General features: G+C 47.1%; 28 protein-coding genes. 13 read left to right on the top strand and 15 right to left on the bottom strand.

All coding sequences use genetic code 11. The features are described 5' to 3' along the window. Together dut and AC9UC2_RS03045 are read left to right on the top strand one after the other, a co-directional pair. Positions 1–444: a dUTP diphosphatase gene (gene dut, locus AC9UC2_RS03040; protein WP_509525150.1), complete on the top strand. Its 444-nt coding sequence runs from the start codon at positions 1–3 to the stop codon at positions 442–444. After that, positions 441–1,061 carry a DUF3159 domain-containing protein gene (locus AC9UC2_RS03045; protein WP_509525151.1) on the top strand — a complete coding sequence of 207 codons (621 nt, stop codon included), beginning with the start codon at positions 441–443 and terminating at the stop codon, positions 1,059–1,061. The genes dut and AC9UC2_RS03045 overlap by 4 nt, the downstream gene beginning before the upstream one ends. Here AC9UC2_RS03045 and AC9UC2_RS03050 read toward each other — a convergent pair. After that, positions 1,058–1,714, bottom strand: coding sequence for a potassium channel family protein (locus AC9UC2_RS03050; RefSeq protein WP_509525153.1), 657 nt, complete (start codon positions 1,712–1,714; stop codon positions 1,058–1,060). The genes AC9UC2_RS03045 and AC9UC2_RS03050 overlap by 4 nt on opposite strands. Then, positions 1,714–2,379, bottom strand: coding sequence for a potassium channel family protein (locus AC9UC2_RS03055; protein ID WP_509525451.1), 666 nt, complete (start codon positions 2,377–2,379; stop codon positions 1,714–1,716). Before AC9UC2_RS03055 ends, AC9UC2_RS03050 begins: the two co-directional genes overlap by 1 nt. Before the next feature lie 32 nt (positions 2,380–2,411). Between AC9UC2_RS03055 and AC9UC2_RS03060 the strand changes: the two genes are divergently transcribed. From AC9UC2_RS03060 to dxs, 3 genes are read left to right on the top strand one after another with little or no spacing between them, the layout of a single operon-like run. After that, the gene (locus AC9UC2_RS03060; RefSeq protein WP_509525154.1) at positions 2,412–3,626 is read left to right on the top strand and encodes a class I SAM-dependent RNA methyltransferase; all 1,215 of its coding nucleotides are present in this window, start codon (positions 2,412–2,414) and stop codon (positions 3,624–3,626) included. A 33-nt stretch (positions 3,627–3,659) separates the two neighbouring features. Then, positions 3,660–6,308, top strand: coding sequence for an aconitate hydratase AcnA (acnA, locus tag AC9UC2_RS03065; protein WP_509525155.1), 2,649 nt, complete (start codon positions 3,660–3,662; stop codon positions 6,306–6,308). 17 nt (positions 6,309–6,325) lie between these two features. Further along, positions 6,326–8,185, top strand: a complete 1,860-nt coding sequence (gene dxs / locus AC9UC2_RS03070; RefSeq protein ID WP_509525156.1) for a 1-deoxy-D-xylulose-5-phosphate synthase — start codon at positions 6,326–6,328, stop codon at positions 8,183–8,185. 2 nt (positions 8,186–8,187) lie between these two features. Here dxs and AC9UC2_RS03075 read toward each other — a convergent pair whose 3' ends face one another. The 4 genes from AC9UC2_RS03075 to AC9UC2_RS03090 all read right to left on the bottom strand — a co-directional run bounded on the left by AC9UC2_RS03075 (position 8,188) and on the right by AC9UC2_RS03090 (position 13,433). Beyond that, the gene (locus AC9UC2_RS03075; RefSeq protein WP_509525157.1) at positions 8,188–10,296 is read right to left on the bottom strand and encodes a 3-hydroxyacyl-CoA dehydrogenase NAD-binding domain-containing protein; all 2,109 of its coding nucleotides are present in this window, start codon (positions 10,294–10,296) and stop codon (positions 8,188–8,190) included. Between the two features lie 2 nt (positions 10,297–10,298). Then, the gene (locus AC9UC2_RS03080; RefSeq protein WP_509525159.1) at positions 10,299–11,486 is read right to left on the bottom strand and encodes a thiolase family protein; all 1,188 of its coding nucleotides are present in this window, start codon (positions 11,484–11,486) and stop codon (positions 10,299–10,301) included. An 82-nt stretch (positions 11,487–11,568) separates the two neighbouring features. Continuing rightward, positions 11,569–12,852, bottom strand: a complete 1,284-nt coding sequence (locus tag AC9UC2_RS03085) for an HRDC domain-containing protein (protein WP_509525161.1) — start codon at positions 12,850–12,852, stop codon at positions 11,569–11,571. A 2-nt stretch (positions 12,853–12,854) separates the two neighbouring features. Beyond that, entirely contained in the window at positions 12,855–13,433 is a 579-nt protein-coding gene (locus AC9UC2_RS03090; protein ID WP_509525163.1) for a DUF3000 domain-containing protein, read from the bottom strand. A 61-nt stretch (positions 13,434–13,494) separates the two neighbouring features. Between AC9UC2_RS03090 and AC9UC2_RS03095 the strand changes: the two genes are divergently transcribed. After that, positions 13,495–14,334 (top strand): EamA family transporter, encoded by an 840-nt coding sequence (locus AC9UC2_RS03095; protein ID WP_509525164.1) that lies wholly within the window; start codon positions 13,495–13,497, stop codon positions 14,332–14,334. Here AC9UC2_RS03095 and AC9UC2_RS03100 read toward each other — a convergent pair. Beyond that, a complete protein-coding gene (locus AC9UC2_RS03100; protein WP_509525166.1) occupies positions 14,331–14,822 on the bottom strand; it encodes a dihydrofolate reductase family protein in 492 nt (163 codons plus the stop codon). The genes AC9UC2_RS03095 and AC9UC2_RS03100 overlap by 4 nt on opposite strands. 60 nt (positions 14,823–14,882) lie before the next feature. On the opposite strand from AC9UC2_RS03100, the gene AC9UC2_RS03105 reads away from it, so the two are divergent. The 3 genes from AC9UC2_RS03105 to AC9UC2_RS03115 all read left to right on the top strand — a co-directional run bounded on the left by AC9UC2_RS03105 (position 14,883) and on the right by AC9UC2_RS03115 (position 17,266). Then, positions 14,883–15,056 (top strand): hypothetical protein, encoded by a 174-nt coding sequence (locus AC9UC2_RS03105; protein ID WP_509525167.1) that lies wholly within the window; start codon positions 14,883–14,885, stop codon positions 15,054–15,056. Between the two features lie 76 nt (positions 15,057–15,132). Then, complete coding sequence (locus AC9UC2_RS03110) at positions 15,133–16,137, top strand: C40 family peptidase (RefSeq protein ID WP_509525169.1); 1,005 nt, start codon at positions 15,133–15,135, stop codon at positions 16,135–16,137. After that, entirely contained in the window at positions 16,118–17,266 is a 1,149-nt protein-coding gene (locus tag AC9UC2_RS03115; RefSeq protein ID WP_509525170.1) for a glycosyltransferase family 4 protein, read from the top strand. The genes AC9UC2_RS03110 and AC9UC2_RS03115 overlap by 20 nt, the downstream gene beginning before the upstream one ends. Here AC9UC2_RS03115 and AC9UC2_RS03120 read toward each other — a convergent pair. Genes AC9UC2_RS03120 through AC9UC2_RS03130 form a run of 3 tightly spaced genes read right to left on the bottom strand, consistent with a single transcriptional unit; the run spans position 17,258 to position 20,117 of the window. Next, a complete protein-coding gene (locus AC9UC2_RS03120) occupies positions 17,258–17,857 on the bottom strand; it encodes a response regulator transcription factor (protein ID WP_509525171.1) in 600 nt (199 codons plus the stop codon). The genes AC9UC2_RS03115 and AC9UC2_RS03120 overlap by 9 nt on opposite strands. Continuing rightward, on the bottom strand, positions 17,857–18,330 hold the full coding sequence (locus AC9UC2_RS03125) for a sensor histidine kinase (RefSeq protein ID WP_509525172.1): 474 nt from the start codon (positions 18,328–18,330) through the stop codon (positions 17,857–17,859). Before AC9UC2_RS03125 ends, AC9UC2_RS03120 begins: the two co-directional genes overlap by 1 nt. After that, complete coding sequence (locus AC9UC2_RS03130) at positions 18,327–20,117, bottom strand: AMP-dependent synthetase/ligase (RefSeq protein WP_509525174.1); 1,791 nt, start codon at positions 20,115–20,117, stop codon at positions 18,327–18,329. Before AC9UC2_RS03130 ends, AC9UC2_RS03125 begins: the two co-directional genes overlap by 4 nt. 53 nt (positions 20,118–20,170) lie before the next feature. On the opposite strand from AC9UC2_RS03130, the gene AC9UC2_RS03135 reads away from it, so the two are divergent. Together AC9UC2_RS03135 and AC9UC2_RS03140 are read left to right on the top strand one after the other, a co-directional pair. Beyond that, positions 20,171–20,608 (top strand): SRPBCC family protein, encoded by a 438-nt coding sequence (locus AC9UC2_RS03135; protein WP_509525175.1) that lies wholly within the window; start codon positions 20,171–20,173, stop codon positions 20,606–20,608. Positions 20,609–20,615: 7 nt separating this feature from the next. Beyond that, complete coding sequence (locus AC9UC2_RS03140) at positions 20,616–21,560, top strand: ROK family glucokinase (protein ID WP_509525176.1); 945 nt, start codon at positions 20,616–20,618, stop codon at positions 21,558–21,560. Here AC9UC2_RS03140 and AC9UC2_RS03145 read toward each other — a convergent pair. Both AC9UC2_RS03145 and AC9UC2_RS03150 read right to left on the bottom strand, forming a co-directional pair. Next, positions 21,557–22,552 carry a Gfo/Idh/MocA family protein gene (locus AC9UC2_RS03145; protein WP_509525178.1) on the bottom strand — a complete coding sequence of 332 codons (996 nt, stop codon included), beginning with the start codon at positions 22,550–22,552 and terminating at the stop codon, positions 21,557–21,559. The genes AC9UC2_RS03140 and AC9UC2_RS03145 overlap by 4 nt on opposite strands. Further along, complete coding sequence (locus AC9UC2_RS03150; RefSeq protein WP_509525180.1) at positions 22,549–22,812, bottom strand: hypothetical protein; 264 nt, start codon at positions 22,810–22,812, stop codon at positions 22,549–22,551. The genes AC9UC2_RS03145 and AC9UC2_RS03150 overlap by 4 nt, the downstream gene beginning before the upstream one ends. Positions 22,813–22,910: 98 nt before the next feature. On the opposite strand from AC9UC2_RS03150, the gene AC9UC2_RS03155 reads away from it, so the two are divergent. Beyond that, the gene (locus tag AC9UC2_RS03155) at positions 22,911–23,549 is read left to right on the top strand and encodes a lysophospholipid acyltransferase family protein (RefSeq protein WP_509525454.1); all 639 of its coding nucleotides are present in this window, start codon (positions 22,911–22,913) and stop codon (positions 23,547–23,549) included. Here AC9UC2_RS03155 and AC9UC2_RS03160 read toward each other — a convergent pair. Genes AC9UC2_RS03160 through AC9UC2_RS03170 form a run of 3 tightly spaced genes read right to left on the bottom strand, consistent with a single transcriptional unit; the run spans position 23,546 to position 26,152 of the window. Then, entirely contained in the window at positions 23,546–24,223 is a 678-nt protein-coding gene (locus AC9UC2_RS03160; protein ID WP_509525182.1) for a PD-(D/E)XK nuclease family protein, read from the bottom strand. The genes AC9UC2_RS03155 and AC9UC2_RS03160 overlap by 4 nt on opposite strands. A gap of 15 nt (positions 24,224–24,238) precedes the next feature. Further along, positions 24,239–24,883 (bottom strand): LysE family translocator, encoded by a 645-nt coding sequence (locus tag AC9UC2_RS03165; RefSeq protein WP_509525184.1) that lies wholly within the window; start codon positions 24,881–24,883, stop codon positions 24,239–24,241. Between the two features lie 9 nt (positions 24,884–24,892). After that, a complete protein-coding gene (locus AC9UC2_RS03170; RefSeq protein ID WP_509525186.1) occupies positions 24,893–26,152 on the bottom strand; it encodes a uracil-xanthine permease family protein in 1,260 nt (419 codons plus the stop codon). A gap of 206 nt (positions 26,153–26,358) precedes the next feature. On the opposite strand from AC9UC2_RS03170, the gene AC9UC2_RS03175 reads away from it, so the two are divergent. Beyond that, a complete protein-coding gene (locus AC9UC2_RS03175; RefSeq protein ID WP_509525188.1) occupies positions 26,359–26,889 on the top strand; it encodes a PadR family transcriptional regulator in 531 nt (176 codons plus the stop codon).

The raw sequence follows: 26,889 nt of genomic DNA on the forward strand, positions 1-26,889 counted from the left end.
ATGGGCAATGTTCAGGTCTTGATAACACGTCTGGACGAATCCATACCGCTGCCACATTATGCAAAGGGTGGGGATGCAGGTGCGGACATAGTGACGCGTATAGATATCACTTTAAATCCAGGGGAGCGAGCATTAGTTCCAACTGGGATTTCTATTGCTTTGCCAGATGGATACGCAGCATTTGTTCATCCACGTTCAGGTTTGGCCATCAAACACGGCGTAACCATGGTCAATGCACCAGGCACCGTTGATGCCGGCTTTAGAGGCGAACTGCAATGCATCATGATCAACCATGATCAAAAGGAAGCGATAACTTTCAAAAAGGGTGACCGCATTGCACAACTAGTAATTCAAAAGGTAGAGAAAGCAGATTTTGTTGAAGTGCATGAACTTCCAGGCTCTGGCAGAGGCACAGGTGGTTTTGGATCAACGGGTCGTGCATGAGTCAACATAACGAAGATCGCGACAAAGTTGTTAACGCACTGGGTGGCAAAAAAGGCCTGATTGATTCGGGCGTTCCTGCTGTAGTTTTCTTGATTGTTTTTAATTTTACTAAAGAGGTTTCTACGGCGACTTGGGCTGCACTTTCCTTATCTTTAGTGTTGGCGATCTTTAGGCTGATCAAGAAAGACACAATCCAGCACTCAGTTTCTGGAGTAATCGGTGTATTAATTTGTGCATACTTTGCTAATCGCAGCGGCAACGCGGAAGACTTTTACATTCCAAAGTTGCTCACAAACCTTGGTTACGGAACCGTTTATTTGATTGCAAACCTGGTTGGTTGGCCAATCTTAGGTTTAGTGCTTGGACCTCTTTTGGGCGAAAATTTCACGTGGCGAAATAATCCTGCGCGAAAGAAGATGTACATCAAGGCAAGTTGGCTGTGGGTAGCCATGTTCTTTGTGCGCATTGCGGTTCAGTATCCAATTTATAAGAGCGGGAATGTGAATCTTTTAGGCACGGTAAATCTGGCAATGGGTTATCCATTGTTTTTCATCACCGCATACGCCACATGGCTAGTGATTAAAGCTGGGCCACCAGCGCAAAAAGCTTCTGATTAAGAGATAAAGCAGGCTTTAATCTGAGCTTCGGCATCAGCTGATGCAACAAAGAGAAGCTCATCACCGGCTACAAAAACATCATGTGCTTTAGCTGTAATTACTCGACCATCTCGAACGATCGCAGCTAGTGCAGCATTTTCTGGAAGCTCAATTTCTTCAACCGTTTTGCCGATGCAGGCTGATCCATCTGGAAGTGTAAGTTCGACCAAGTTTGCTTGGCCTTTTCTAAATGAGAACAAACGAACCACATCGCCAACACTTACCGCCTCTTCTACAAGGGCGGCAATAATTCGTGGTGTTGATACCGCAACATCGACGCCCCAAGAAGAATCAAATAGCCATTCATTCTTTGGATGATTAATTCGTGCAACTACACGTGGGACGCCGTACTCAGTTTTTCCCAGCAGCGATGTCACCAAATTTGCCTTGTCATCACCGGTTGCCGCAACTAGGACCTGACAGTTATTCAAATGAGCATTATCAAGTGAAGTGATTTCACAAGCATCAGCCATGAGCCATTCTGCATCCGGGACACTCTCTAACTTCAAAGCCTTTGGGTCCTTGTCAATCAAGAGCACTTGATGCCCATTGTCCAAAAGTTCGCGAGCAATAGCTCGACCAACATTTCCGGCTCCTGCAATTGCAATTCTCATTAACGTTCACCTTCTGGGCTACTTGCAAGAATTTCTTCGGTACGAGCAACGTCGGCATCTGAGACCATGACGTGAATCAGATCGCCTTGCTGTAAAACTGTGTGCTCATCTGGGATTAGTCCTTCTCCTAGGCGAGTAATAAATGCAACGCGGGCCGGTGTCATGTGATCAATAAGCAGTATGGGACGCCCATACCAATCATCTTGCGGATGGACTTCACATAACTGCACCATTCCTGTTGCATCTCTCCATTCAGAGCGAGAGCCTTCAGGGGCTAGGCGACGCAAAATTTGATCGGTAGCCCACAAAACTGTTGCCACGGTCGGAATGCCCAGGCGTTGGTAAATTTCGGCGCGGCCTGGATCATAGATTCGCGCAACAACGTTATGAACTCCGTAGGTTTCGCGCGCAACGCGTGCGGCCAAAATATTTGAGTTGTCACCATTGCTGACAGCTGCAAAGGCATCTGCTTCTTGAATGCCTGCCTCTAGGAGAGTGTCTCGATCAAATCCAACACCAGTAACAGTGCGTCCCTTAAAATTAGGACCTAAACGGCGAAAAGCTTCGCGGGCTTGGTCAATGACTGAAACGGTATGTCCGGCGGCTTCAAGTTCGATGGCTAGTGATGATCCAACTCGACCGCAACCCATGATTACTACGTGCACAGGAAGTAACTTACACCCATAAACTTCCTTCCATGGCATCAAATAAGAGTTCAGCCCTAAAAATTGGTGATTTGATCGATGTCACTATCGAAAAAGTCGCGCATGGTGGACATTTCATCGCCCGCCATGAAGGGGCGGTTATCTTTGTCCGACACGCAATTCCGGGCGAACAGTGCACGATTGAAGTCACAAGCACAGGTTCCTCTTTTAATCGCGCCGATGTCGTTTCAGTTACGCAGCCTTCCGAATTTAGAGTCAAACCGCCCTGTCAGTACGCACATCGTTCGGGATGCGGAGGCTGCGACTTCCAACATATAGCACCGTCTTATCAAAGGTCCCTAAAGTCTGATGTCATTACAGAACAGTTTTCTCGAATTGCAAAAAAAGAGATCCGTATCGAAGTTGAAGAGGTCGGGGAATCGACAGGTTGGCGTACTCGCGCGATTGCGACAACAAATCGAAATGGAAAATTAGGATTTTATAAGTCACGTTCACATTCCATCGCCCCAGTAGATGATTGCATTATTTGTGTTAAGAGTATGAATTTTTCCGAAATAGCTGCTCGTCCACTTAAAGGCGATGTTCGAGTTGAGATCAGTGCTTCAAATTCAGGTGAGCGAACTATCGCCTTAGCACCAACACGTGGCGAAGAAAAAGCCAGAATTACGGAAGGTCAATCAGTTCTTCATGAAAACGTCCTAGGAAAGAGGCTAGAGGCAAGTCATGAATCATTTTGGCAAAGTCATGTAAAGGCACCAGAGGTGTTAAGTAATGTTGTCCTTGATTTTGCTCAACTGAGTAAAGGGGAACATGTTCTAGATTTATATGGAGGCGTAGGTCTCTTTACTGCAGCGATAGTTGAAGCAGTTGGTCCAGATGGACAGGTGGATCTAATTGAAGGAAGCAAGATTGCAACTGAAGATGCGCGAAGAAATTTTGCATCCTTTAAAAATGTAACTGTTGCTACGGGAGATGTGGCCAAACTTTTGCCTCGAGTAACATCGGTAGATGTTGTGGTTCTGGATCCACCACGTGAAGGTGCTGGACGGGATGTGATTACACAGATCGCGGCACTAAATCCTCGAGCAATTGTGTATGTGGCGTGTGACCCAGCAGCCCTTGCCAGAGATAACGCCTATCTTGAAGATCACAGATATGCATTGGCAGAATTACGTGCTTTTGATCTCTTTCCTATGACACATCACATCGAATGTGTTGCCCTGTATGAGCGTGCTGAGGTATCTTGAGCGCTGGTTACGCGCATCGACGAAAGGCAGATAATGAGTAAAAACTCTTTCAACGCAAAGAAGAATCTAGAAGTTGCGGGTAAGAGTTTCGAGATATTTGATATCTCGCAGATCGATGGAGCTGCCACCCTTCCCTATAGCCTCAAGGTCTTACTCGAGAATTTATTGCGCACCGAAGATGGTGCCAACATCACAGCCGATCACATCAACTCTCTTGCCGCATGGGATCCTGCCGTTGAGCCAGATACAGAAATTCAATTCACACCTGCTCGAGTTATCATGCAAGATTTCACAGGTGTGCCATGTGTTGTCGACCTAGCAACCATGCGCGAAGCAATCGTTGAACTCGGGGGAGATCCATCAAAGGTCAATCCGCTTGCACCTGCTGAACTAGTAATTGATCACTCAGTTATCGCAGATAAGTTTGGAACCAAGGATTCATTCGAGCAAAACACTGACATTGAATATGAGCGCAATCAGGAGCGTTACCGTTTCTTGCGTTGGGGCCAGACCGCATTTGACGAATTCAAGGTCGTGCCACCTGGGACAGGAATTGTTCACCAAGTGAATATTGAATACCTCGCACGCGTTGTTATGACACGTACCGTTGAAGGAACGCTTCGAGCTTATCCAGACACAGTTGTCGGAACAGATTCACATACAACCATGGTCAACGGACTCGGAGTCCTTGGCTGGGGTGTTGGCGGTATCGAAGCCGAGGCCGCGCTGCTAGGCCAACCAGTTTCAATGTTGATCCCTCGCGTGGTCGGCTTCAAGTTAACTGGAGAGCTTCCACTGGGAACAACGGCAACAGACATGGCGCTGACTATCACCGAAATTTTGCGTAAGGTGGGCGTTGTTGGCAAGTTTGTAGAATTCTTTGGAACAGGTGTGACCTCAGTTCCGATGGCTAATCGCACAACAATTGGAAACATGAGCCCTGAATACGGTTCAACATGTGCGATCTTCCCGATTGATGAAGAGACCCTTCGTTACTTGCGTCTAACTGGTCGAAGTGATGAACAAGTTGCATTAGTTGAAAAGTATGCAAAGGCACAGGGAATGTGGCATGACCCTTCAGTTGAACCACGTTTCTCTCAAGTTGTAGAGCTTGATCTATCAACGGTTGTTCCATCTATTTCTGGACCAAAGCGTCCGCAAGATCGAATCTCCTTAAGTGATTCAAAGAGTGCGTTTGAAAAAATTCTTCCTAGCTACTTTGGCGAAAAGACCAACAAGGGCGAAGTTACCGCAGGTTCAACTCGCGTAAAAAATGGTGATGTTGTTATCGCCTCGATTACCTCTTGTACAAATACTTCTAACCCATCAGTGATGATCGGTGCGGCCTTGCTCGCAAAGAAGGCGGTCGAAAAGGGACTTAAATCAAAGCCTTGGGTCAAGACGACTTTGGCTCCGGGATCAAAGGTAGTCACTGATTACTACGATCGCGCCGATCTGACCAAGTACATGGAAGCTCTAGGTTTTAACCTTGTTGGCTATGGCTGTGTAACGTGTATTGGAAATTCAGGCCCACTACCAATTGAAATCAGCAAGGCAATTAATGAGTCAGATTTAGCTGTTACCGCGGTCTTGTCAGGTAACCGAAACTTTGAAGGACGCATCAGTCCTGATGTAAAGATGAACTACTTGGCATCGCCTCCACTAGTTGTGGCATATGCCATTGCCGGAACCATGGATCATGATTTTGAGAAAGATTCCTTGGGTAAGGATTCTGCTGGAAATGATGTTTACCTCAAGGATATTTGGCCAACTCCGCAAGAGATTCAATCTGTTATTGATTCTTCAATTTCATCAGAAATGTTTACCAAGGATTATGCGACGGTCTTTGAAGGCGATCATCGCTGGAAGTCTCTTGCAACACCGACAGGCAAGGTTTTCGAGTGGGATGAAAAATCAACATATGTTCGCAAACCCCCTTACTTTGAAGGTATGCCAAAGAATCCAACTCCAGTAACCGATATTTCGGGGGCGCGAGTGTTGGCAGTTCTTGGTGATTCAGTTACAACTGACCACATTTCTCCAGCTGGAAATATCAAGGCTGATTCACCAGCAGGTAAGTATTTAGCTGAGCATGGCATCGAACGCACAGACTTCAATTCATACGGCTCACGCCGAGGTAACCATGAGGTAATGATTCGTGGAACCTTTGCAAATATTCGCCTGAAGAACATGTTGCTTGATGGGGTTGAGGGTGGATTTACTCGTAACTTCTTAGCTGATGGTACGCAAACAACTATTTACGAAGCATCAGTTGCATATCAAGCCGCTGGCGTTCCGCTAGTTATCTTGGCAGGCAAAGAGTATGGATCTGGATCTTCACGTGACTGGGCAGCAAAGGGAACCGCATTGCTTGGTGTACGCGCTGTGATTGCCGAAAGCTTTGAACGTATTCACCGTTCGAATCTGATTGGAATGGGTGTATTGCCATTGCAGTTTAAGGATGGCGAAACTGCAGCAACGCTTGGTTTGGATGGAACCGAAGTATTTGCAATTACAGGAATCACTGCGCTTAACAGCGGGGGAGTTCCAAAGGAGCTAAAGGTCACTGCAGGTGATAAGAGCTTTACTGCAAAGGTTCGCATCGATACACCAGGTGAAGCTGATTACTACCGACATGGCGGGATCATGCAGTACGTCCTTCGATCTTTGTTGGCTGAGTAACTTCTTACTCTCTCACCATGAAAATCAATATCCAGTCGCCAGATGATCTTCGGGCAATGACCCATGATCAATTAAATGTACTGGCTGCCGATATTCGCGAATTCCTGATCGAAAAAGTTTCTCGCACTGGTGGACACCTTGGTCCAAATCTTGGAGTTGTTGAATTAACTATCGCGATCCATAGGGTTTTTCAATCTCCGCGAGACATAGTTCTCTTTGATACTGGACATCAATCATATGTACACAAGATTCTTACCGGTCGAGCAGATCTATTTGATCTTTTGCGTCAACGTGATGGTATTTCGGGTTACCCCAATCGTCGCGAAAGCCATCACGATGTAATCGAAAATTCCCATGCCTCAACTGCGTTGTCCTGGGCCGATGGAGTTTCGCGTGGTTTTTCATTAACAGGTCAACCTGACCGTCACGTTGTAGCAGTAGTCGGAGATGGCGCGTTAACTGGTGGAATGTCCTGGGAGGCGCTTAATAACCTTTCCCCAGAGTCAGATAGAAATCTTGTAATTGTCGTTAACGATAATGAACGCTCGTATTCACCAACAATCGGTGGTTTAGCAACTTACCTGACTACTTTGCGCGCGAGCAAAGAGTATGAGCGCATCTTGAGCCGTGGCAAGAGAATGTTGCATAACACTCCAGTAGTTGGAAAACATGTTTATGGCGCTTTGCATGGAATTAAAAAGGGCATGAAAGACATGCTCGCACCCCAAGGCATGTTTGAGGATCTTGGCTTTAAGTATTTAGGTCCAATAGATGGTCACGACATCGAAGCCATGGAAAAAACTCTGCAGATGGCCAAGGAGTTTGGTTCTCCCGTAATTGTTCATGCAATTACTGAAAAGGGTCGCGGGTATAAGCCAGCTCTTGAAGATATGGCTGAAAAATTCCACGCAGTTGGCATTGTGGATCCAGCTACTGGAAAGCCACTCAAAGCTTCGGCGACTTCTTGGACCAATGTGTTTTCAGAGGAGATCACACAGATTGGTTCTGAAAATCCTGAAGTCGTTGCAATAACTGCGGCCATGCTTGGGCCTACCGGATTAGATAAGTTCGCGCAGAAATTTCCTGACCGAACCATTGATGTGGGAATTGCAGAACAGCATGCGGTTACCAGTGCAGCAGGTTTAGCCTACGCTGGTGTTCATCCTGTGATTGCTATTTACTCCACTTTCCTTAACCGTGCTTTTGATCAATTGCTATTAGATGTCGCCTTACATAATGCGGGCGTCACATTTGTTTTAGACCGTGCCGGAATCACGGGCGATGATGGCCCTTCTCACCATGGAATTTGGGATCTTGCTCTGACCGGAATAGTTCCTCACATGCATGTTGGTGCACCACGAGATGGTGCGCGCTTAAAGGAGTTATTACGTCAATGCATAGCTATCGACAACGCACCATCCATGATTCGTTTTCCAAAGGGTGCAATTCCTGCAGATATTCCCGCCCTAGAAAGAGTTTCGGGTATTGATGTTTTACATCGCGGCAACAACAAACAAGTTCTTGTAATCAGCGTGGGGTCCATGGCTGCAATGGCATTAGAAGTTGCACAACTTGCCCGTGAACAATCGATAGAAATTACAGTTATTGACCCACTGTGGGTCAAGCCAATTTCCAGCAGCGTCACCGCATTATGCGCTGAGTACTCCACGATTGTTGTGATGGAGGACGGAATTAAGCATGCCGGAATCGCAAGCACGATATCTGAGGCGTTGGGTCAACAAGGCAACAATCGCATCGTGCATCCAATTGGCGTGCCACTTGAATTCATTGAGCATTCAAAGCGCAATGAAATTTTAGAGGATCTAGCGATTACCCCCGCAGCAATAGTGCAACAGATTGCTGGTTGGATTTCTTAGATTTACGGAAGTGAAGCAACTCCCTTGTCATGGAAACGCTTACCTGTCACAGCTTCGCTGATTCCTTCACGATCCAAGTACGGCAGGATTCCACCCAAATGCATAGGCCAGCCAGCGCCCATCAACATGCAGAGATCGATTTCTGCAGGAGTTGTTACAACACCTTCATCTAGCATCATGCGAGCTTCTTCAGCTAACGCCTTAAGCGCACGTGAGCGAACCTGTTCGGCAGTTGATGGCGTCGTTCCCTTTTCAATCAATGCAAGTGCTACAGGGTTGGCACTGACAACGCCATTTTCGCCCTTGATGTAGAAATTGCGAACTCCCTCTTTCACCATGCGTTGCATAGTTGGAGAGATTCGGTAGCGAGGCCCTAGGTTGTTATGCAAAGTTTCAGATACGTGTAGCGCTACACCTGGACCAACCAAATCCAATAAATGGAACGGAGACATTGGGAAACCAATCTCCATCATCGCAGCATCTGCAACTTCCGGAGATGTTCCTTCATCGACGGCATCGGTGACTTCACCCATGAAGCGAGTAAGCAAACGGTTTACCACAAAGCCAGGGGCATCCTTACAAATGATCATGGTTTTCTTGAGCTCTTTACCAACTGCAATCGCTGTTGCTGTTGTTGCATCATCTGTTGTTGATGTGCGAGCAACTTCAAGCAATGGCATGACAGCCACTGGATTAAAGAAGTGGAAACCTACGACGCGCTCAGGATTCTTCAAACCTTCAGTCATGCGTTCAACTGACAGTGATGATGTATTTGTTGCAAGGACACATTCTGCAGAGACAATGCCTTCAAGCTTCTTGAATAGCTCTTGCTTAAGTGAAAGCTCTTCGAAGATAGCTTCGATAACGAAGTCGCATCCTGCAAAGACTGATTGATCTGCTGAACCTGAAACAAGCAGCGCTAGGCGTCCGGCAGATTCTGGGCTCATGCGCTTCTTTTCAACTAACTTGGCAAGTTCATTTTTTACCCAAGCCACACCCTTATCAGCGCGTGCTTGATCAATATCTGTCATGACAACTGGGCACTTAAGGTTTCGCACTAAAAGTAGCGCTAACTGCGATGCCATTAAACCTGCACCAACAACGCCGACTTTAGTTACCTTTCGTGCAAGTGCTGGTTTTGGTGCACCTTCTACCTTTTTGCGCTTCTTCTGAATCAAATTAAATGCATAGAGCGAAGAACGAAGTGGATCAGACATCGTTAAATCAGCAAGTACTTGATCTTCTGCATCAAAACCTTCACCTAAAGTGTTGCTCTTTGCTGCGGCAATGAGCTCTAGCGCTTTCATCGGAGATGCAATGGTTGCTCCGCCATATTTTTTCAGGGCGGCAGCTTTTCCAGTTGCAAGTGCGCTTTCCCAGGCTGGATCCTTGCTGTAATCAGCACGTTCGATTTTTGTTGTTCCATTAAGAATGCCAACAGCAAATCCGATAGAACGCTCGATGAAATCTGCTGGCTCAAACATTGCATCAACAACGCCAAGCTTTAGCGCATCTTTTGCTTTCATCATCGTATTGTTGTTCAGCGCGTTGAGCATGATTACTTGAACTGCGCGCTCTGGACCGATCAACTTAGGCAAAATTGTTGCGCCGCCCCAACCAGGAACTAAACCTAGAAAAACTTCTGGCAGGGCAGTAAATGCTGTTGATGCAATGGTGCGGTAGTGGCAGTGAAGTCCAACTTCAAGACCGCCACCAAGTGCCAATCCGTTGATAAAAGCAAAAGTAGGAATCGAGGATTCACCAAGACGGCGAAAAACATCATGTCCTAGTTTTCCAATCGCAAGTGATTGACTGCGATCATTTAAGAATGAGAGCGCTGAAAGATCAGCACCAGCAGCAAAGATAAAAGGCTTGCCAGTAATTGCGATAGCAGCAGGTTTGCGACCGATCGCATCGGTAATTGCTGCATCTAGCGCTTTGACTGATTGTGCACCAAAGGTATTTGGACGGTTGTGATCAAGTCCGTTATCTAAGGTAATTAAAGCCATAACACCTTTGCCACCAAAGGCAGAGAGATCGATCTCTCGAACTAATGCATTGGTAACAACCTCTTCGGGTGCTCCAGCTGGAAGAGTGATATCTGCGCTCATAATTACTTAGCTCCCTTAAAATTTGGGTTTTCCCAGATAACTGTTCCACCCATACCTAGACCGATACACATTGTTGTAATTCCATAGCGAACTTCAGGTTGTGATTCAAAGGTGCGTGCAAGGTTAAGCATTAAACGCACACCAGATGATGCAAGCGGATGTCCTACGGCAATGGCGCCACCATATGGATTTACTCGTGGATCATCATCTGCAATTCCAAAGTGATCTAAGAAAGCAATCACCTGCACTGCAAAGGCTTCGTTAACTTCAAAAGCGCCAATATCTTCGATCTTCAGCCCTGCTTGCTTTAACGCCTTTAGCGTTGAGGGAACAGGTCCGTAGCCCATGATTTCTGGTTCGACACCAGCGAAGGCATAGGTAACCATTTTCGCCTTGATTGTTAAACCAAGTTCTAGCGCTTTTTCTTCGCTTGCAAGCAATGCAGCGGTTGCACCGTCATTGAGTCCAGATGAGTTACCAGGAGTTACACGACCTGCAGGACGGAAAGGAGTTTTTAGTCCTGCAAGACCTTCCATCGTTGTTTGTGGACGTGGTGCTTCATCAGCAGTGGCAACCGTCCACCCAAGTTCTGCACTTCGAGCAGCGGTTGGAATTAAATCGCGCTGTATCTTTCCATCAGCGTAGGCCTTTGCAGTTTTTACCTGCGAATTCATTGCGTAGCGATCTGCACGTTCCTTAGTTAATTGGGGAAAGCGATCATGCAAACGCTCTGCGGTTGCACCCATTGCAAGTGCGTCCTGCTCAACAATTCTTTCTGCAAGGTAGCGCGGATTTGGATCCATGCCTTCACCCATTGGGTGGTTACCCATATGTTCAACACCGCCAGCGATCGCAATCTCATTTGTTCCCATGGCAATTGCACCAGCAATTGTTGTGACAGCTGTTAAAGCGCCCGCACACCAACGATCAATCGAATAGCCAGGAACTGTGTTTGGTAAACCTGATAACAATGCAGCACTTCGGCCGATGTTCATTCCTTGATCACCTGTTTGTGTCGCTGCTGCAATAGCAACATCTTCGATTGATGCTGGATCAATCTTTGGATTGCGTTCGAGCAAACCACGAATCGCGCGAACCATAAGATCATCAGCACGGGTACCGGCGTACATGCCGCCGGCTTTTCCAAATGGTGTACGAACGGCATCAACGAGAACTACTGTGCGTGACATGGCGCTTCCTTTTTTTAGGTCTGGCGTTTGTTAGGTATGAGCCATATGTTACTCATGAGTAAGGCTTTGTGACAGTACCTAGTTATGCCTCTTCAGCCACCGGTTCTGCAACCTCTACCGGGATGGGTTCGCGCTCAAGTAAGGCGGCAGCAAGGGCCGGTGCGACTAAATCGATTTGCCACTGTCTGGCACCGAGCTCAGATAAAGCCTTTTCAACCTCAGTGATAGATAAAGTCGAAGTCGAACCGATTGGTGGCTTCCAGCAAATCCGTCGGACATGTTCAGGTGTAATTAAATTTTCAACAGGAATTTGATTCTCCTGGGAAATAAGTTCGATAGCCGCGCGAGCATGTGAGAGTGGAGCAAACTTTTCTGGGAACTTGTCTCGCCACAATTTAATGGGAGGCAAAGTATCAGCATTTGTGCGCATTGCCGGCCACTGATCCTCTGGCAATGCCACCGCGGTAGCGATTGAGTCCAACCACAACGCAAGGTTTTCCAGCCAGCGAGCCCGTAGCCCAAGTGGACGCAAACATTTTTCAAACTCTTTCTTATTTGTAGGCACCGCTATGGCAAGTTCAACAATCGCTGAATCATTAAGCAATTTGCCCGCGGCGATATCGTGCTTAGCTGCCACAGCATCTCGTGCAATCCATAAAGATTTTATTACCGCCAACTGATCGCGTCTTTTAATCTTGTGCATACCTGATGTTCTTCGCCATGGATCCACTCGCGCAGGTGCTGGTGGTGCTTTGAGAATCGAGGCAAACTCTTCTAACGCCCACGGCAACTTTTTCGCATCTTCTAGAATTGCGTACATGTGATTGCGAAGTTCTACAAGAAGTTCAACATCAAGTGCGGCATAAGTCAGCCACTCCTTTGGCAGGGGCCTGGCAGACCAATCCGCAGCGCTATGTTCCTTAGCTAGCAGTACTCCCATTATGGATTCGAGCAGCGGGCCTAAACCAACTCGGGGTAAACCAGCGATTCTTCCTGCTAATTCAGTATCAAAAAGCTTTGCGGGGTTGATCCCAAGCTCGCGCAAACATGGCAGATCTTGGGTACTGGCATGAAGAATAACTTCGTCGGTGTTCAGAAGATCGTTGAGTTCGGTGAACAATTGATGACCAGGACCAAATGGGATGGGATCGATTAAATGTAATCCACCATCAGTCCTTTTGATTTGAATTAAATAGGCTCTTGCGCTGTATCTAAATCCGGATGCACGTTCAGCATCTACAGCAAATGGTCCGGAACCTTTTGCTAATTCTTGAAGTGCCTGCCGAAAGGAATCCTCGGTATCAATTAATTCGGGGGTACCTGCACTTGGTTGCAGTAGTGGAATTGCAACAATCTCGTCACTCATGACTAGCGCCTGCGTGATGAAGAAATAGCCGAAACTCCTTCAGGGATCGGTGGTAACCCGGCGACCTCTGAGATCAAATTGCACCAACTGACAATGTGATTAATGATCTCTTTTGGATCCTCAACAATGGGGGACCACGATGCGCGAATCTCAATTTCAGTTTCATTGCTTCGAGGAGATAACTTTCCAAAGGAAGCGCTGCTTACGCGAGTAACTGTTCCGCTTGGCGAATTGTATGTGCACTCATTTGATTCAAGGGATTCCAGAAACCAACTCCAACCGACTTCTGGAAGCAGCGGATCCTCTTGCATAATTGGGTCAACATCGGCGCTAACAAAAGTCACGCAACGAAATTCGCCATCCCACGTGGCTTGGCCACCTGGCTCATGTAGCAAAACAAAGCGACCGTTAGCTATTTCATCCTCTTGATCGCCCAGAAGACCATTTGAAACATCTACCGAGAATGCGAAAGAAAAAGTTGCCAATTTTTGAGGAGCCGGAACTTCGGTCAACGTTAATTCAGCTCTTGGAGTTACGGTGCGTAAATGGTCAATTAAACGCTCAAAACCATTGGCATCCACTCACTTAGGATAAAGATGGCACAGCCTGATTCTTGGGAGGCGGGGCGGTAACCTTGGTTACATGGCATCAATCTTGGCACTTCTATCAAGTGCGCTGTGGGGAACGGCTGACTTTTTTGCAGGACGTCTGAGCAAAATGCATCATCCATTTGCCGTTCTAGGTTTCTCTCAGGTTATCGGATTGATAGTTGGCTTGCTGATTGTTCTTGTTTCAGGAGATCTGTACGGACAAGCTTTCGGCTTAAATGGATATGTTCTTTCGGGTGCGCTAGCCGGATTATTTGGTTACATCGGCTTGGCGTGTTTGTATGAAGGCTTATCAACTGGGCGTATGGGAGTCGTTGCTCCGATTAGTTCTATGAGCGCAGTTATTCCATTGGTGTACGCAATTGTCACTGGTGACAAACTTTCCATGATCGCATCAATGGGTATTGTCATTGCGTTGGTGGGAGTTTTTTGCGCAAGCGGGCCTGAACTTTCAAATGGCTTACCAATCAAACCATTGCTTTTGGCGTTGGGCGCTGCTGCAGGATTTGGAATGTCACTTACTTTCATGTCTATCGGTTCTCAGGAAAGCGCATTGCTAACGATGGTTTCGATGCGTGGTGCAACTTTCTTTGTAACTATCTCACTTGCCCTAAAATTTAGAACTACTGGCAGGTTTTCCAAGAAAGATCTGCCGATACTAATTTTTATCGGCGCAGCAGACTTTCTAGCTAACCTGTTACTTGGCGTTGCAACGACTAAAGGTCTTGTCTCAGTTGCCATGGTATTTGGTTCGCTGTACCCAATTGCTACGGCACTTTTGGCTTTCAAGTTTTTAAATGAGAGATTACATAAAGTTCAATACGTTGGTATTGCCTTGGCAGTTACCGGTGTTTCACTAATCTCAGCGTTTTAATTGCGAGCTGAATAAAAAATAGTTCCGGAATCTTCACGTTTTTCTATGTGTGAGAAATGTGCCAAGAGCTGATTGATATCGACAGCGTGCTCGCCGCCTGTGGCGGGTGTGACGCTAAGTTCTAGTTGGTCTATTTTCTTATGGGCTAGCAACTCATTAATCATCGAGATGCCACCTTCAATCAAAATCTTTTCACCAAATAGAGAACGCGCTTTTTCTACTGCCATCACTGGTGAGCAGTTCCAGAACAAAGCCAAGTGATTTCCCTGAACTGGGTTTACCAATGATCTAGAAATCACAACCAGCGGGACGGGCGTTCGGTTATACGGCTCGTGACGTGCGGTGTTTCCACCAACGATAATGACATCCACTTCTCGTCGCCTCTTCAGGAAAGCTTGGCGGTCCTCAGGCGAGCTGATTCCGGCGGATCTGCTTTCTTTAGAAGTTGAGCCATCGCTACCGACTACTAATGTTGCAACAACGCTCACATGCCCAAGTATTGCTCACCGGCCATGTTTCTTGTCAGTGGCTCTCTGTACCTTTGTTGCATGATCATTGATTGTTCTACCTGCACCATGGCTGCAATCGCGTGTAATACCTGTGTGGTCTCCTTCTTTCTAGATAACACTTCACAGATCAGCGATGAGACCGTGGGTGCGCTCACCGTGCTTGCTGAGAGCGGCCTGACACCGCCTCTGCAATTTAACGCTCGTACCGCCTGATCCCCACTCAAATTCACAGGCGAATAAGCCTTGTTGAGGTTGAGAGGTGGGTATAGGCGCGGTTAGCCTTGTCCCTATGTCTTTCTGGCTGCGCATTCTGACCGCACTTGCGGTTATGGCTGGCGTTTTGGCGCCGGTTAGCGCCTCGGGTGCGCAAACTTTGGCCCAGGTCCAAGCCAAGATTCGCCAGCTAGAAGAGGATGCAACCGCCGCTGCCGAAGGTGCGCAAGAGGCGAAAGTGAAGTTATCGGCTTTAACTAAAACCCTCAATGGAATTAAAGCTAAGGCGCAAATTCAAGGAGAGACTGTTTCCGCCCTTCAAAAATCTTTGGGGTCAATTGCAATTGAGCAGTACAAGTCAGGTGGCTTTGGCCAGAGTTTTGAACTTCTATTCTCATCAGACCCAGCGCTGTACCTGTCATCAGCAGGTGCGCTAGATGCTATTACCAGACGCAAATCGGCCCAGCTTCGAAAGTTCGAAACCGCGCAGCAGAGATTGAACGCAACGACCTTGACGGTCAATGACAAGTTAGCCCTGGTAGCTGCTGCGCAAAAGAAGTTAACCGCTCAATCTGCCTTAGCCCAAAAGAAGTTGGCTGAAGCGGAAAAACTTTTGTCAAAGTTAACTAAAGCAGAACGTGAACGTTTAGCACGGTTGGCCGAGGATGAAGAAAACGCGGACCAGGCTTCATCACTTAAGGCCGCCAAGAGTGCATCAGGAATTTCAGGACGAGCCGGAATCGCAATTAAATACGCCCTTGCCCAAATTGGTGATCGATATGTTTTTGGCGCAGCTGGAATGACAACCTGGGATTGTTCAGGATTGACAATGCGCGCATTTAAGACAGCGGGAGTTTCACTTCCTCATTCATCTGCGGCGCAATCTCGACTTGGTAAGAAAGTTTCATTGAACGCTTTGAAGCCAGGAGATCTTTTGTTTTATGGTCGCCCTGTTTCACATGTTTCAATCTATTTGGGTGGCGGAAAAATGGTGCATGCTCCGCGCTCAGGTTCACGGGTAAAGGTTGCACCTAGCGGATCGCTTGGAAGAAAACCTTTAGTTGGAGCTCGTCGTTTCTAGTCCGGTTCTTTTCGTTACCAATGACTTTGGCCCACGCGCAGGTGGAATTGAAACCTTTGTCATCGGATTGATCGAACGCAGACCATTCGGCCAGACAATCGTTTACACATCGGCGCAAAGCGGTTCAGAAGAATATGACAAAACATGGAAAGCTGATTATGGAGTCACGGTTATTCGTGATCGAGCCACAATTTTGTTACCAACTCCTCGAGTTGCACGAAACCTGTCACGGATAATTAAACAATCACATATTCAGGTGGCTGCATTTGGAGCAGCTGCGCCTTTGGGATTGCTGTCTGCATCAATGAAGCGAGCAGGGATTAGAAAAACAGTTGCATTGACTCACGGTCATGAAGTCTGGTGGGCAAAGGTGTTTCCCTTCACCCTTGCATTGCGCCGAATCGGTTCAACCATTGATTCGTTGACATTTTTAGGAGAGTTCACCCAGCGAGCTATCTCGCGCTCCCTTTCTAAGACAGCGGCCCAGCAAATGGTAAAGATTGCGCCCGGCATTGATGTCGATCATTTTTGTCCACAAGATTCAACTGCGTTGCGTAAAGAACTGAAGCTAGAAAATAAGCGAGTGATTGTTTCAGTAGGGCGCTTGGTGCATCGAAAAGGTCAGGACCACTTAATCCAAGCTTTGCCCCAAATACTTAAGAGCGTTCCAGATGCGCACATTTTGATGGTGGGTCAGGGGCCATACCTTTCCCACCTTCAGAAACTAGTTGCGCGTTATAACCTGATGGACCATGTCAGTTTTATTGGAAGAATTCAGTATGCCCAGTTACCTCAATACATTTGCGCGGGAGATATCTTTGCGATGCCTTCACGTTCCAGATTTTTTGGTTTGGAAGTTGAAGGTTTAGGAATCGTTTACCTAGAAGCTAGTGCGTGTGGTTTACCAGTCATCGCGGGCTCATCTGGGGGAGCACCTGATGCGGTGCTAGATGGCGTAACTGGTTTTGTTGTGGATGGCGAAAACAATGAAGAAATCGCAGCTGCTGCGATCAGACTGCTCAATGATGTTGATGGCGCAAAAGCTATGGGTACCGCTGGCCGAGAATGGATTATCGAAAATTGGCGTTGGGAAATTTGGTCCCAACGTTTCAATAAACTTTTACAGTAAGAAACCGTTATCTCGTGCAATTTTGGCTGCTGCTGTGCGGTTGGTGCACTGCAGCTTTCTCATAAGCGAAGAGATATGTGTTTTAACGGTAGAGAGACTTATGTAAAGCTTCGAAGAAATATCAACATTGCTGGCACCATCTGCCAATAGGTATAGAACTTCTACTTCTCTGGGCGTTAAATCAAAATCACGATGCTGGTCGGGGGTTAAAGCACTGGTGAAAGAACCCGGATTAGAAAGTGCAAAAGTGACAGATGAGATAATTTCTTGCATTGATTGACTCTTGGAAAGATAGGCGTTGGCGCCTGAACTGCGGGCCACTTTAATAAACTGAGCTGGGTCATTCAGGGAAAGAATAATGATTGCAATTTTGGCCGAATGTTTTCGGATCCATTGCACAATTTCTAACCCAGATCCATCTGGAAGATTGAGATCAACAATGATTGCTTCAGGATTAAAGGCCGCGACTTTAGATCGGGCTTCTGCCAGACTGCCGGCAGTTTCAATTGAAGCAAACCCATTGTCTTTGAAAGCTTGAACTAGACCCTGACGAACTACGGCGTGGTCATCAATGATTAGTAGTCGCGTCATCACCTATCCAATGGGATTCGTACTCCAATTCTGGTGCCGTCGGAATCTGAGGCAATGGTGATTTCCCCATTGAGTTTATGGACGCGCTCTTGTATGACAGCTAGGCCAAAGGATCCGACTTTGTTTGAAACTCCGCCGTGTCCGTCGTCAGTAATTTGAATCTCACAATAGGAAGCTCCGGAATGCTTTTCAATATTGCGCAACACTTCTTGCACAACCCTTAACGTCTCAAACATCGTATCTACTTGCCCATTTAGCACCATAAGGGGTTCTGAATTTCGTAACTCGTGCATTTGTAGACGGACTTTTTCGATTAATTCAGTAGTCGTAAATCTGATCTGCCTTAGTGAATTCCTAAGTTCGTCTTCCTGGCAGATAGAAATGGCACGATCAATGGAAAAGCCCAGGACAACTAAGTCCTGGGCGATTCCATCGTGAAGTTCCTGTGCGAGGGTTACCCGCTCATTGCTCACTTTGCGAACAATGCGTCAATTTCTTTCGCAAACTCCTTTGCAACAACATGTCGCTTCACTGAAAGTTTGGCGGTCAAGTGGCCACCAGCAATTGTGAAGTCGGTTGAAAGTAGCGTGAATTTGCGAATTGACTCAGCCTTACTGACAGCCTTATTGGCTTCATCCACTGCAGTCTGAATGACTGCAATTAAATCTGGATCATTTACCAAATCACCAATTGATGCGCCATCCTTCTTGTTGTTTGCAACCCACCCCTTGAGCGCATCTGGATCAAGAGTTACAAGAGCTGCAATAAATGGTTGGTTATCTCCAACTACCATGCACTGACTTACCAATGGATGTGCGCGTAGTCGATCCTCAAGAACAGCAGGTGCAACATTCTTTCCACCCGCAGTAACAATAAGTTCCTTCTTGCGACCAACAATATAAAGAAACCCATCTTCATCGAGTTTTCCTAAGTCGCCAGATTTAAACCAGCGCTCTGAATCAAACACTTCATCATTTGCTGCTGGATTCTGCCAGTAACCTTCCATGACGATTGGGCCACGTAGAAGTACTTCACCATCTTCTGCAATCTTTACTGAAGTTCCTGGAATTGGTCGTCCAACAGAACCAACGCGTTGGGCTCCCACTAGATTCAGAGTTGCTCCAGCTGTTGTTTCCGTTAAACCATAGCCTTCTAGAACTGTGACTCCAGCACCACGATAGAAGTGGCCAAGACGGGCACCAAGTGGTGCGCCTCCTGAGATCGCAGCTTCTACGCGTCCACCCATTCCTGCACGAATCTTGCTGTACACCAATTTATCGAAGAGACCGTGCTTGAGCTTAAGAATTGGCGAAACCTTCTTCTTATCAAGTGCTTCAGAGTATGCAATTGCAACAGCAGCAGCCTTGCGGAAAATGTCTCCCTTTCCGGCAGCTTCTGCCTTAGCTTCAGCGCCGTTATAAATCTTTTCAAAGATACGTGGAACAGCCAACACAAATGTTGGCTTAAATGATGCGAGATCCATCGGTAAGCGACCAACAGGATCGCTGCAATGTGCCATGTGTAATCCTGAAGAAATTGCACCAATTTGAACCATGCGACCAAAGACGTGCGCAACTGGGAGGAACAACAAAGTTGAACCACCAGGCTTTAAGAACAGTTCGCTTGCACCCTGAACAACGTTGCCACACTCTGAAAGGAAGTTGGCATGTGTTAACTGAACACCCTTTGGCTTGCCAGTTGTTCCAGATGTATAGATAAGTGTTGCAAGTGATGCTGGAGTAACTGCATTACGGCGACGATCAATTTCATCATCTCCGATGTGCTTTCCAGCTTCACGCAAAACAGTCAGAACATCTTCAGTCATGGTCCACATGTGACGTGTATGAGATGGCTGCACTGTCTTTACCAGTTCAGCAAGTGCTGGAGTCTCAACAATAATTGCTACTGAATGTGAATCGTTTAGAATCCAATCAATCTGTTCTGCAGATGATGTGTCATAAATTGGAACAACGACACCGCCGGCAAACCAAGTCGCAAAATCTAGAATGGTCCACTCGTAACGTGTGCGCGCCATGATGGCAACACGATCGCCGATTTGAACACCGGATGCGATCAGGCCCTTGGCTGTTGCGCGAATCTCTTCTTCAACTTCGCGCGCGGTTACAGGTTGCCATCCCTCGCCCAATGGGCGAGACATGATGATGCGCTCTGGTTCAAACCAGGCGCGTTCAGCGATCAGATTTGTGAGGTTTCCGGCAGTAGCTGCGGGAACTAAAGGAGGGATTGAGATTTCATTCATGGGGGAACGCTAGCGTGGAGGCGGATAAAAGGGGAAGAGGGTAGCCTTGCGCCATGACAGATCTCAGCAAATCGTTAATATCCATTGATGCTCCAATTGACCGTGTTCAAAAGGCGCTTTTCGAATTAGACAAGTATCCAGAGTGGTCTTCACAGATCAAGAGCGCTGAAGCATTGGCTCGCGATGATCAGGGGCGCATTACAAAGGTAAAGATGAGCATTGATGCGGGAATGATGAAGGATCGTCCCACCCTTGATTACGACTGGAGCCAAGCTCCCAACAAACTTTCCTTCTCGCTCGATGAAGCCGACCTACTGACCAGTATGGATGGGGTTTACACAATTTCAGCGATCGATGAAGACACAACCGAGGTCACCTATGAACTTGGTGTTGACCTGTCGATGCCAGTTCCAGCGATGATGCGCCAGAAAGCTGAAAAGGCAACTATTGACGCTGCACTTGCTCAACTGAAGTCATATCTCGAAGCCTAAAGATCTGATGGGTAACACGATCGGCATTGATGTAGGAGGCACGAAGGTTCTTGGTGGCGTGGTTGATGAGCATGGAAAAATTCTTGCAACCGCGCGAAAAGAAACTCCACGTCAAGGCGGCGTAGAACTTACGCGAACAATTGCCGATACCGCCAAAGAGTTGATGGAAAAGTTTGAAGTAACTTCTGTTGGTGTTTCTGCAGCTGGATTTGTTTCATCAGACCGCAAGACAATGCTTGCAACTCCAAATATTGCTGACTGGAACGGCGTCGATTTAGATGCAGAGTTAACAGCTCAAATCGGCCTACCCGTTGTTATTGAAAATGATGCCAACGCTGCAGCCTGGGGTGAAGCAAAGTTTGGCGCGGGACGAAATCAAAACCACATGATGATGCTTACTGTTGGCACAGGAATCGGTGGCGGAATTGTTGTCAATGGTTCGCTCTACCGCGGGGCTTTCGGAATCGCAGCAGAATTTGGACATCTTCGCGTTGTTCCTGATGGACATTTGTGTGGATGCGGCGCCCGAGGTTGTTTCGAACAATACGCATCAGGAAATGCTTTATTGCGTCACGCCCGTGAAGCAATTAATGCCAGCCCAGAAATTGCACGAAACCTTTTATCACGTGGTGATGGAACAGTCGCGGGCTTAACTGGCCAAGCAATTACCGATGCAGCTCGTGATGGTGATCCCGTCGCACTTGCAGCTTTTAATACAACGGGCCAATGGCTTGGCGCAGGAATTGCATCACTATCTGTTTTGTTAGATCCAGCCTGTGTTGTGATCGGCGGGGGAGTCATTGATGCTGGAGAAATTTTGTTGAAGCCGACCCGTGAAGCCCTGGAACGCACTATGCCTTTTGCGGGAAAGCATCCTTACCCAGAATTAATCGCTGCACAATTGGGTAATGAAGCCGGACTTGTGGGCGTTGCTGATTTAGCTCGCGCTTAATTTTCAAAAGGGTATTTCAAACCAATCTGTTCTCGGACTGTGTCCAAAGTCGTCATAATCTCTACAGTTGCTTTCCACGTAAGAATTTCAGATTCAAGTTTTCCTGATCTAACTAGCTGCGCAAAGACTTCGGCTTGTTCACGTAAGCCATGACCTTTGTAGGCATTTGGATACTCAGTAGTTGTTCCATCATTTAGAACCACTCGCATAGCTGCCGGGTTATAGAAGGTGCGATCAATTTCAAGCCAGCCATTTAGGCCCGCAACAACTGCCCGACATGGTGTTTGTTCAATCATTGTTGTTGTAAGGACAGCTTGTGCACCATCTTCATAAGTAAAAATCATTGATGTTTGGGCATCGACACCTTTATCCGTCATAACTGCCGTGGATGTTATCTGTGCTGGCGTCCCCAAAATCATGTGCGCAAAAGAGACCGGATAAATTCCAAGATCAAGTAATGCACCTCCAGCTAAAGCTGGTTCAATCAATCGGGCAATACCTTGGTCGGCCAGACGCTGCCCATGATCTGCATGGATTGAAAGAATTGGTCCCAGCACTCCTGAATCAACTATTTCCCGCACCTTTGCATAATGCGGCAAGAATCGTGCCCACATCGCTTCCATAAGCGCAACACCATTACGAGCTGCTGCATCAATCATTGCTTGTGCTTCGTGCGCATTCACAGAAAAAGGTTTTTCGCAAAGAACTGGTTTGCCAGCGTTTAAGGCCAGGATCACATTGTCATGGTGTGCAGGATGGGGTGTCGCTACATAAATGGCATCAATACTTGGATCTGCAACAAGTTCTTCGTAACTTCCATAAGCAGTGCCACCAAAAGTTGCCACAAATTTTTGCGCATTTTCAAGTGAACGAGATCCCACGGCTGCGATGGTGTGACCTTGCAATAAAGCTAGATCTTTCGCAAATGCTTGCGCAATACCACCAGGACCCAGAATTCCCCAGCTAAATTTTTCAGAGCCAGCAGTAGTCACAGCGCAGCTCCATCATCATCTCGATGATTTCGGTCAAACCATTTTTTGATTGCATCACGCGCAGAGTTGATGAATCCACGAGGTGTTTGCGGGAGCGGATTGGGCGCAACAAAGCCTTCGTAATCAATTCGATCTAGTTCATCAAGATATGTTGAAGGTGATGATTGATCCAGATTGAGCCCTGAAACGATGGAGTCAAATTCTGAGCGGATTAGCTCCTCTTCATCAAAGCCATCTGGCTCTTTTTTCTCATTACTCACCCTCAGATAGTGTCATAGTCGTCAATAGCCACTAAATTAGACCCGTGCTCAACAACCTGCCCTACGGAACCTTGCGGGCATTTCTGACCCCATTTTTAATGTTGGCTTTTCGCCCTAAGGTTCGCGGCTTGCGTAATGTGCCCACTAAGGGAGGCGTGATTATCGCCTCCAACCATCTTTCATTTAGTGATTCTATTTTTATGCCTTTAGTAGTTCCGCGCAAAGTTACCTTTCTTGCAAAGAGTGAATACTTCACATCGCCAGGCCCTAAAGGGTTGTTAAAAAAGCTAACTTTTATTGCCCTAGGTCAAGTTCCAGTTGATCGCTCAGGTGGCCGTCGAAGTGAAGCTGCACTGATAACTGGGTTGAAAGTTTTGGCAGAAGGTAATTGCCTTGGAATCTATCCAGAGGGAACCAGATCTCCTGATGGCAGGTTATACAAAGGTCGAACCGGAATTGCCCGCTTGGCTATTGAATCAGGCGCACCAGTTATACCGGTTGCAATGTCTAACACCGACAAGATTCAACCAACTGGAAAAGTCATTCCAAATGTGAAGCGCGTTGGAATGCATTTTGGTGAGCCGATGTACTTTGAAGGCGATTCAACAGATTTGCAACACCTTCGTGATGTAACCGATCAAATCATGAATGCAATTCATGCAATGTCAGGTCAGGAATACATTGATATCTATGCACCAAAGAAGGCCAAGCTAGGCGAAGTCACCGAAGAGGATTAATCCAAAGCATTTCGTGCAACCAAGTATGTGCAGGTTTGGCACTCACTTCCAGCATCAGGCAGATCTCCTTCAAGTACATCAATGAACTCACCGATTATTCGTAAAAAGTTGGCTTGATCTCGCTCAACCGGCACATACTTTTGCATAACCCCAAAACCATATTCATTGGCGTTGCTTCCAATTGCGCTCGTTGGTCGCCAGACAAGTAAGCCCATCGAAGCCACAGATTGAACTTTTCCTGCCGCTGGATTTTCTAAAGCATAGGCATAGGCTTCAAGTTGAGGGGAGTAGAACTGACCACTGTCGCGCTGACTATCTGAAACTTTGCAATCGATTAAGCCGATAGTTCCATCCTCATTGGTTGAAACTAGATCGTACTTACCGAGAATTCTCCAGCGACTTTCTGCGCCATTGATTAGCAGCGGCTTACTTTTCACCCATTCGCCCCATTTACTTACTTTTCCCGGGCGAAGTGATGGATCAATTGTTGGCATATCAGCGCCCTGAAAATGCTCTTCCTGCAAAGCAGCCATTGTGCCCACAAGTGGAAATGCACCAGGCATGGTTACCTTGTACCAATACTTGATCCACAAACATCTTTTGCAGGTAGATAGCCCAAAGGTTAAATCAGATGGGGAGATATTTTCACGGGCGGGTTTGGCTGGTTTAATCATGAAGTAATTGTGTACTTAGCCACTGACAATTGCTGACACCAAAACCTGTATTCCCAAAAGAATCATGATGACTCCACCTGTTGCACGCAATCGTTCTAGCCGTTTGGAATCTGTGGCGAGCCAATTACGTGCAGTCCCTGCCAAGACACCCCAGCTGCCATCTGAAACAAAAGCCAGAATCGCAAAGACGCCGCCCAAAAAAATCAACTGGGCGGTAACGCTTCCGCGTTCGCGGTCGATGAACTGCGGCAAAACAGCTGCGAAGAAAACAACACCTTTAGGATTTAGCGCACCGACCCAAAATCCATCACGGATTGAACGGCGAATGCTTGGCGCGACATCTCCCTGATTGGCCATATCTGCTGCATGAACGGTGCGTTTCCAAATTGCTTCAATTCCTAAGTAGACCAAGTAGAGGCCACCAGCCCATTGAACGGCAACGTAAGCAACTTCCGAGCGTTCTAGAACTGGGCCTAAACCTAATGCGACAAAGACAGATAGTGAAAAAGCGCCAGTTACATTTCCAGCAACGGTAAAGACCGCAGTAGCGCGTCCCCACGCAATGGCCCGAGCGATGACAAACAAAACGCTCGGGCCAGGCGCCAAGATGATGACCATCGCGGCCACAATGTATTCAGGAAACCGCGATGGAATGATCATTCAGGGATATTACTTATTGCCTCGTGCATCTGCAATTGAATGCAGGATTCGGTATCCAAGGATCGCAACCAAAGTAGCGTTGATGATTCCGTTGAATGTGTAATCTCCACGAGTCCATGACATATCTGCAATACCGATAATCAACGCAGATCCAGCAATCAAAAGGTTTGTTGAATTCGCAAAATCAACTTTTCCTTCGATCCAGATACGTGCACCAACAACGCCGATCATTCCAAATAATGCCACGCCAACTCCGCCGAGTGCTCCAACTGGAGTAGCACTTAGAACCGCACCGAACTTAGGTGACAAGGAAAGTCCGATCGCACCGACACCTGCGATCCAATATGCAGCTGTTGAGTACACGCGAGTTGCAGCCATTACACCAATGTTTTCTGCATACGTTGTCGTACCTGAACCGCCACCAAAGCCAGCAAGGGTTGTTGCAACACCATCTGCCATCAGAGCGTTACCCATTTGATCATCAAGATCTTTGCCAGTCATTGAAGCTACAGCCTTAACGTGACCAACATTTTCTGCGATCAATACAAGTACAACAGGAAGGAAGAGAATGATTGCTTTGCCATCAAAAGTTGGGTTAGTAAATGTTGGAAGCGCAAACCAGTCTGCGGTTTTGATGCCATCAGTGTTTACATCGCCTTGGACATATGCAACCAGGTAACCGATTAGCAGACCAAGGAAGACGCTGATGCGTCCCATGAAGCCACGGGAAAATGCGGAGATAACTCCGATGGATGCCAAAGTGATGACACCGATCATTGGGGCTGCTACAAAGTTATTCTTTGCTGCTCCTGCCAAGTTCAAACCAATGACCATAACGATTGTTCCTGTTACTACAGGTGGCAACAACCAGTTAATCCAACCGATGCCAGATTGGCGAACAATCAGACCAACAACAGCCAAGATCACACCAGTTACTACGACGCCGCCAAGTGCTGCGCCCATTCCACCATTTGTCTTAGCTGCAGCAATAGGCGCTAAGAATGCAAAGGAGGAGCCAAGATAACTAGGAACCTTGTTTTGAGTTAACGCTAAGAAAATAAGTGTTCCTACACCTGAGAAGAACAGAGTTGTTGTTGGGGGAAATCCAGTAATGATTGGAACTAAAAATGTTGCACCAAACATTGCCGCGATGTGTTGAACGCCGACGCCGATGGTGCGAGGCCAAGTAAGGCGCTCATCAGTTGAAACAACTTCACCTGGGTTAACCGACTTTCCGTTTCCATGCAGTTTCCACGAGAGTAGAGACATGTATGACTTCCTTCCTGAGGGGCCCGAAATAGAGCCTGAGCATTCAGCGTAGAACTGGGCTGTGCGTTACCTGTGTGTACGCCACACCTCTGAGCGGGTGAAGATTGGGCAGTTAGGCGTGTTCAGGTTGCGCGGTATGGGTATATCCCAATAGATTACGGCTCGATATATCGAATAGATACATATGACGGAGTAAGGAGGGTCAGATGCGCTCGCGTTCAGAGTCGCTCGAGTTCGCCCTTCTTGGCCTGCTCTCACAAGCCCCACTGCATGGCTATGAGCTTCGAAAGCGCATCCAAACCATCTTTGGACCATTTCGCGCCCTGTCATTTTCTGTTTTGTACCCACAGCTTCGTCGCATGATGGAGGCAGGCCTTATTGAAGAGTCAGTTATGGAAGCGACTTCTCGCAGGTCTCGCATCGTTTATGCGATCACAGAAAAAGGCGCTCGCAAATTTGAAGATCTCACTGAATCAGTAACGCCAGAAACATGGGAGGACGAGGGCTTTGAAATTCGTTTCGCCTTCTTCTCACCAACATCTGCCAAGAACAGAGTACGAATTCTTGAGGGGCGCCATCGTCGCCTCAAGGAGAAAGCCGAAATCTTGCGTGGTGAACTCGAGAAGTCACCTGTGGGAATCGACAAATATCTAGAGGAGTGGCGACGTCATTCACTGGAAACAGCTGATCGAGAGATTGCTTGGCTGGAAGACATGATCAAAACCGAGAGGAAATAG

The sequence above is a fragment of the Candidatus Planktophila sp. genome, from assembly GCF_036734405.1.
Classification (GTDB): domain Bacteria; phylum Actinomycetota; class Actinomycetes; order Nanopelagicales; family Nanopelagicaceae; genus Planktophila.

What these genes read in the sequence shown, in the direction of transcription:
- AC9UC2_RS03140 (WP_509525176.1), top strand. Translation starts at nt 20,616, where the DNA reads ATGGGTAACACGATCGGCATTGATGTAGGAGGCACGAAGGTTCTTGGT.
- AC9UC2_RS03105 (WP_509525167.1), top strand. Translation starts at nt 14,883, where the DNA reads ATGATCATTGATTGTTCTACCTGCACCATGGCTGCAATCGCGTGTAAT.
- AC9UC2_RS03085 (WP_509525161.1), bottom strand. Translation starts at nt 12,852, where the DNA reads ATGAGTGACGAGATTGTTGCAATTCCACTACTGCAACCAAGTGCAGGT.
- AC9UC2_RS03130 (WP_509525174.1), bottom strand. Translation starts at nt 20,117, where the DNA reads ATGAATGAAATCTCAATCCCTCCTTTAGTTCCCGCAGCTACTGCCGGA.
- AC9UC2_RS03135 (WP_509525175.1), top strand. Translation starts at nt 20,171, where the DNA reads ATGACAGATCTCAGCAAATCGTTAATATCCATTGATGCTCCAATTGAC.
- AC9UC2_RS03175 (WP_509525188.1), top strand. Translation starts at nt 26,359, where the DNA reads ATGCGCTCGCGTTCAGAGTCGCTCGAGTTCGCCCTTCTTGGCCTGCTC.
- AC9UC2_RS03170 (WP_509525186.1), bottom strand. Translation starts at nt 26,152, where the DNA reads ATGTCTCTACTCTCGTGGAAACTGCATGGAAACGGAAAGTCGGTTAAC.
- AC9UC2_RS03110 (WP_509525169.1), top strand. Translation starts at nt 15,133, where the DNA reads ATGTCTTTCTGGCTGCGCATTCTGACCGCACTTGCGGTTATGGCTGGC.
- AC9UC2_RS03050 (WP_509525153.1), bottom strand. Translation starts at nt 1,714, where the DNA reads ATGAGAATTGCAATTGCAGGAGCCGGAAATGTTGGTCGAGCTATTGCT.
- AC9UC2_RS03075 (WP_509525157.1), bottom strand. Translation starts at nt 10,296, where the DNA reads ATGAGCGCAGATATCACTCTTCCAGCTGGAGCACCCGAAGAGGTTGTT.
- dut (WP_509525150.1), top strand. Translation starts at nt 1, where the DNA reads ATGGGCAATGTTCAGGTCTTGATAACACGTCTGGACGAATCCATACCG.
- AC9UC2_RS03165 (WP_509525184.1), bottom strand. Translation starts at nt 24,883, where the DNA reads ATGATCATTCCATCGCGGTTTCCTGAATACATTGTGGCCGCGATGGTC.
- AC9UC2_RS03095 (WP_509525164.1), top strand. Translation starts at nt 13,495, where the DNA reads ATGGCATCAATCTTGGCACTTCTATCAAGTGCGCTGTGGGGAACGGCT.
- AC9UC2_RS03160 (WP_509525182.1), bottom strand. Translation starts at nt 24,223, where the DNA reads ATGATTAAACCAGCCAAACCCGCCCGTGAAAATATCTCCCCATCTGAT.
- AC9UC2_RS03045 (WP_509525151.1), top strand. Translation starts at nt 441, where the DNA reads ATGAGTCAACATAACGAAGATCGCGACAAAGTTGTTAACGCACTGGGT.
- AC9UC2_RS03120 (WP_509525171.1), bottom strand. Translation starts at nt 17,857, where the DNA reads ATGACGCGACTACTAATCATTGATGACCACGCCGTAGTTCGTCAGGGT.
- AC9UC2_RS03060 (WP_509525154.1), top strand. Translation starts at nt 2,412, where the DNA reads ATGGCATCAAATAAGAGTTCAGCCCTAAAAATTGGTGATTTGATCGAT.
- AC9UC2_RS03080 (WP_509525159.1), bottom strand. Translation starts at nt 11,486, where the DNA reads ATGTCACGCACAGTAGTTCTCGTTGATGCCGTTCGTACACCATTTGGA.
- dxs (WP_509525156.1), top strand. Translation starts at nt 6,326, where the DNA reads ATGAAAATCAATATCCAGTCGCCAGATGATCTTCGGGCAATGACCCAT.
- AC9UC2_RS03155 (WP_509525454.1), top strand. Translation starts at nt 22,911, where the DNA reads ATGTTGGCTTTTCGCCCTAAGGTTCGCGGCTTGCGTAATGTGCCCACT.
- acnA (WP_509525155.1), top strand. Translation starts at nt 3,660, where the DNA reads ATGAGTAAAAACTCTTTCAACGCAAAGAAGAATCTAGAAGTTGCGGGT.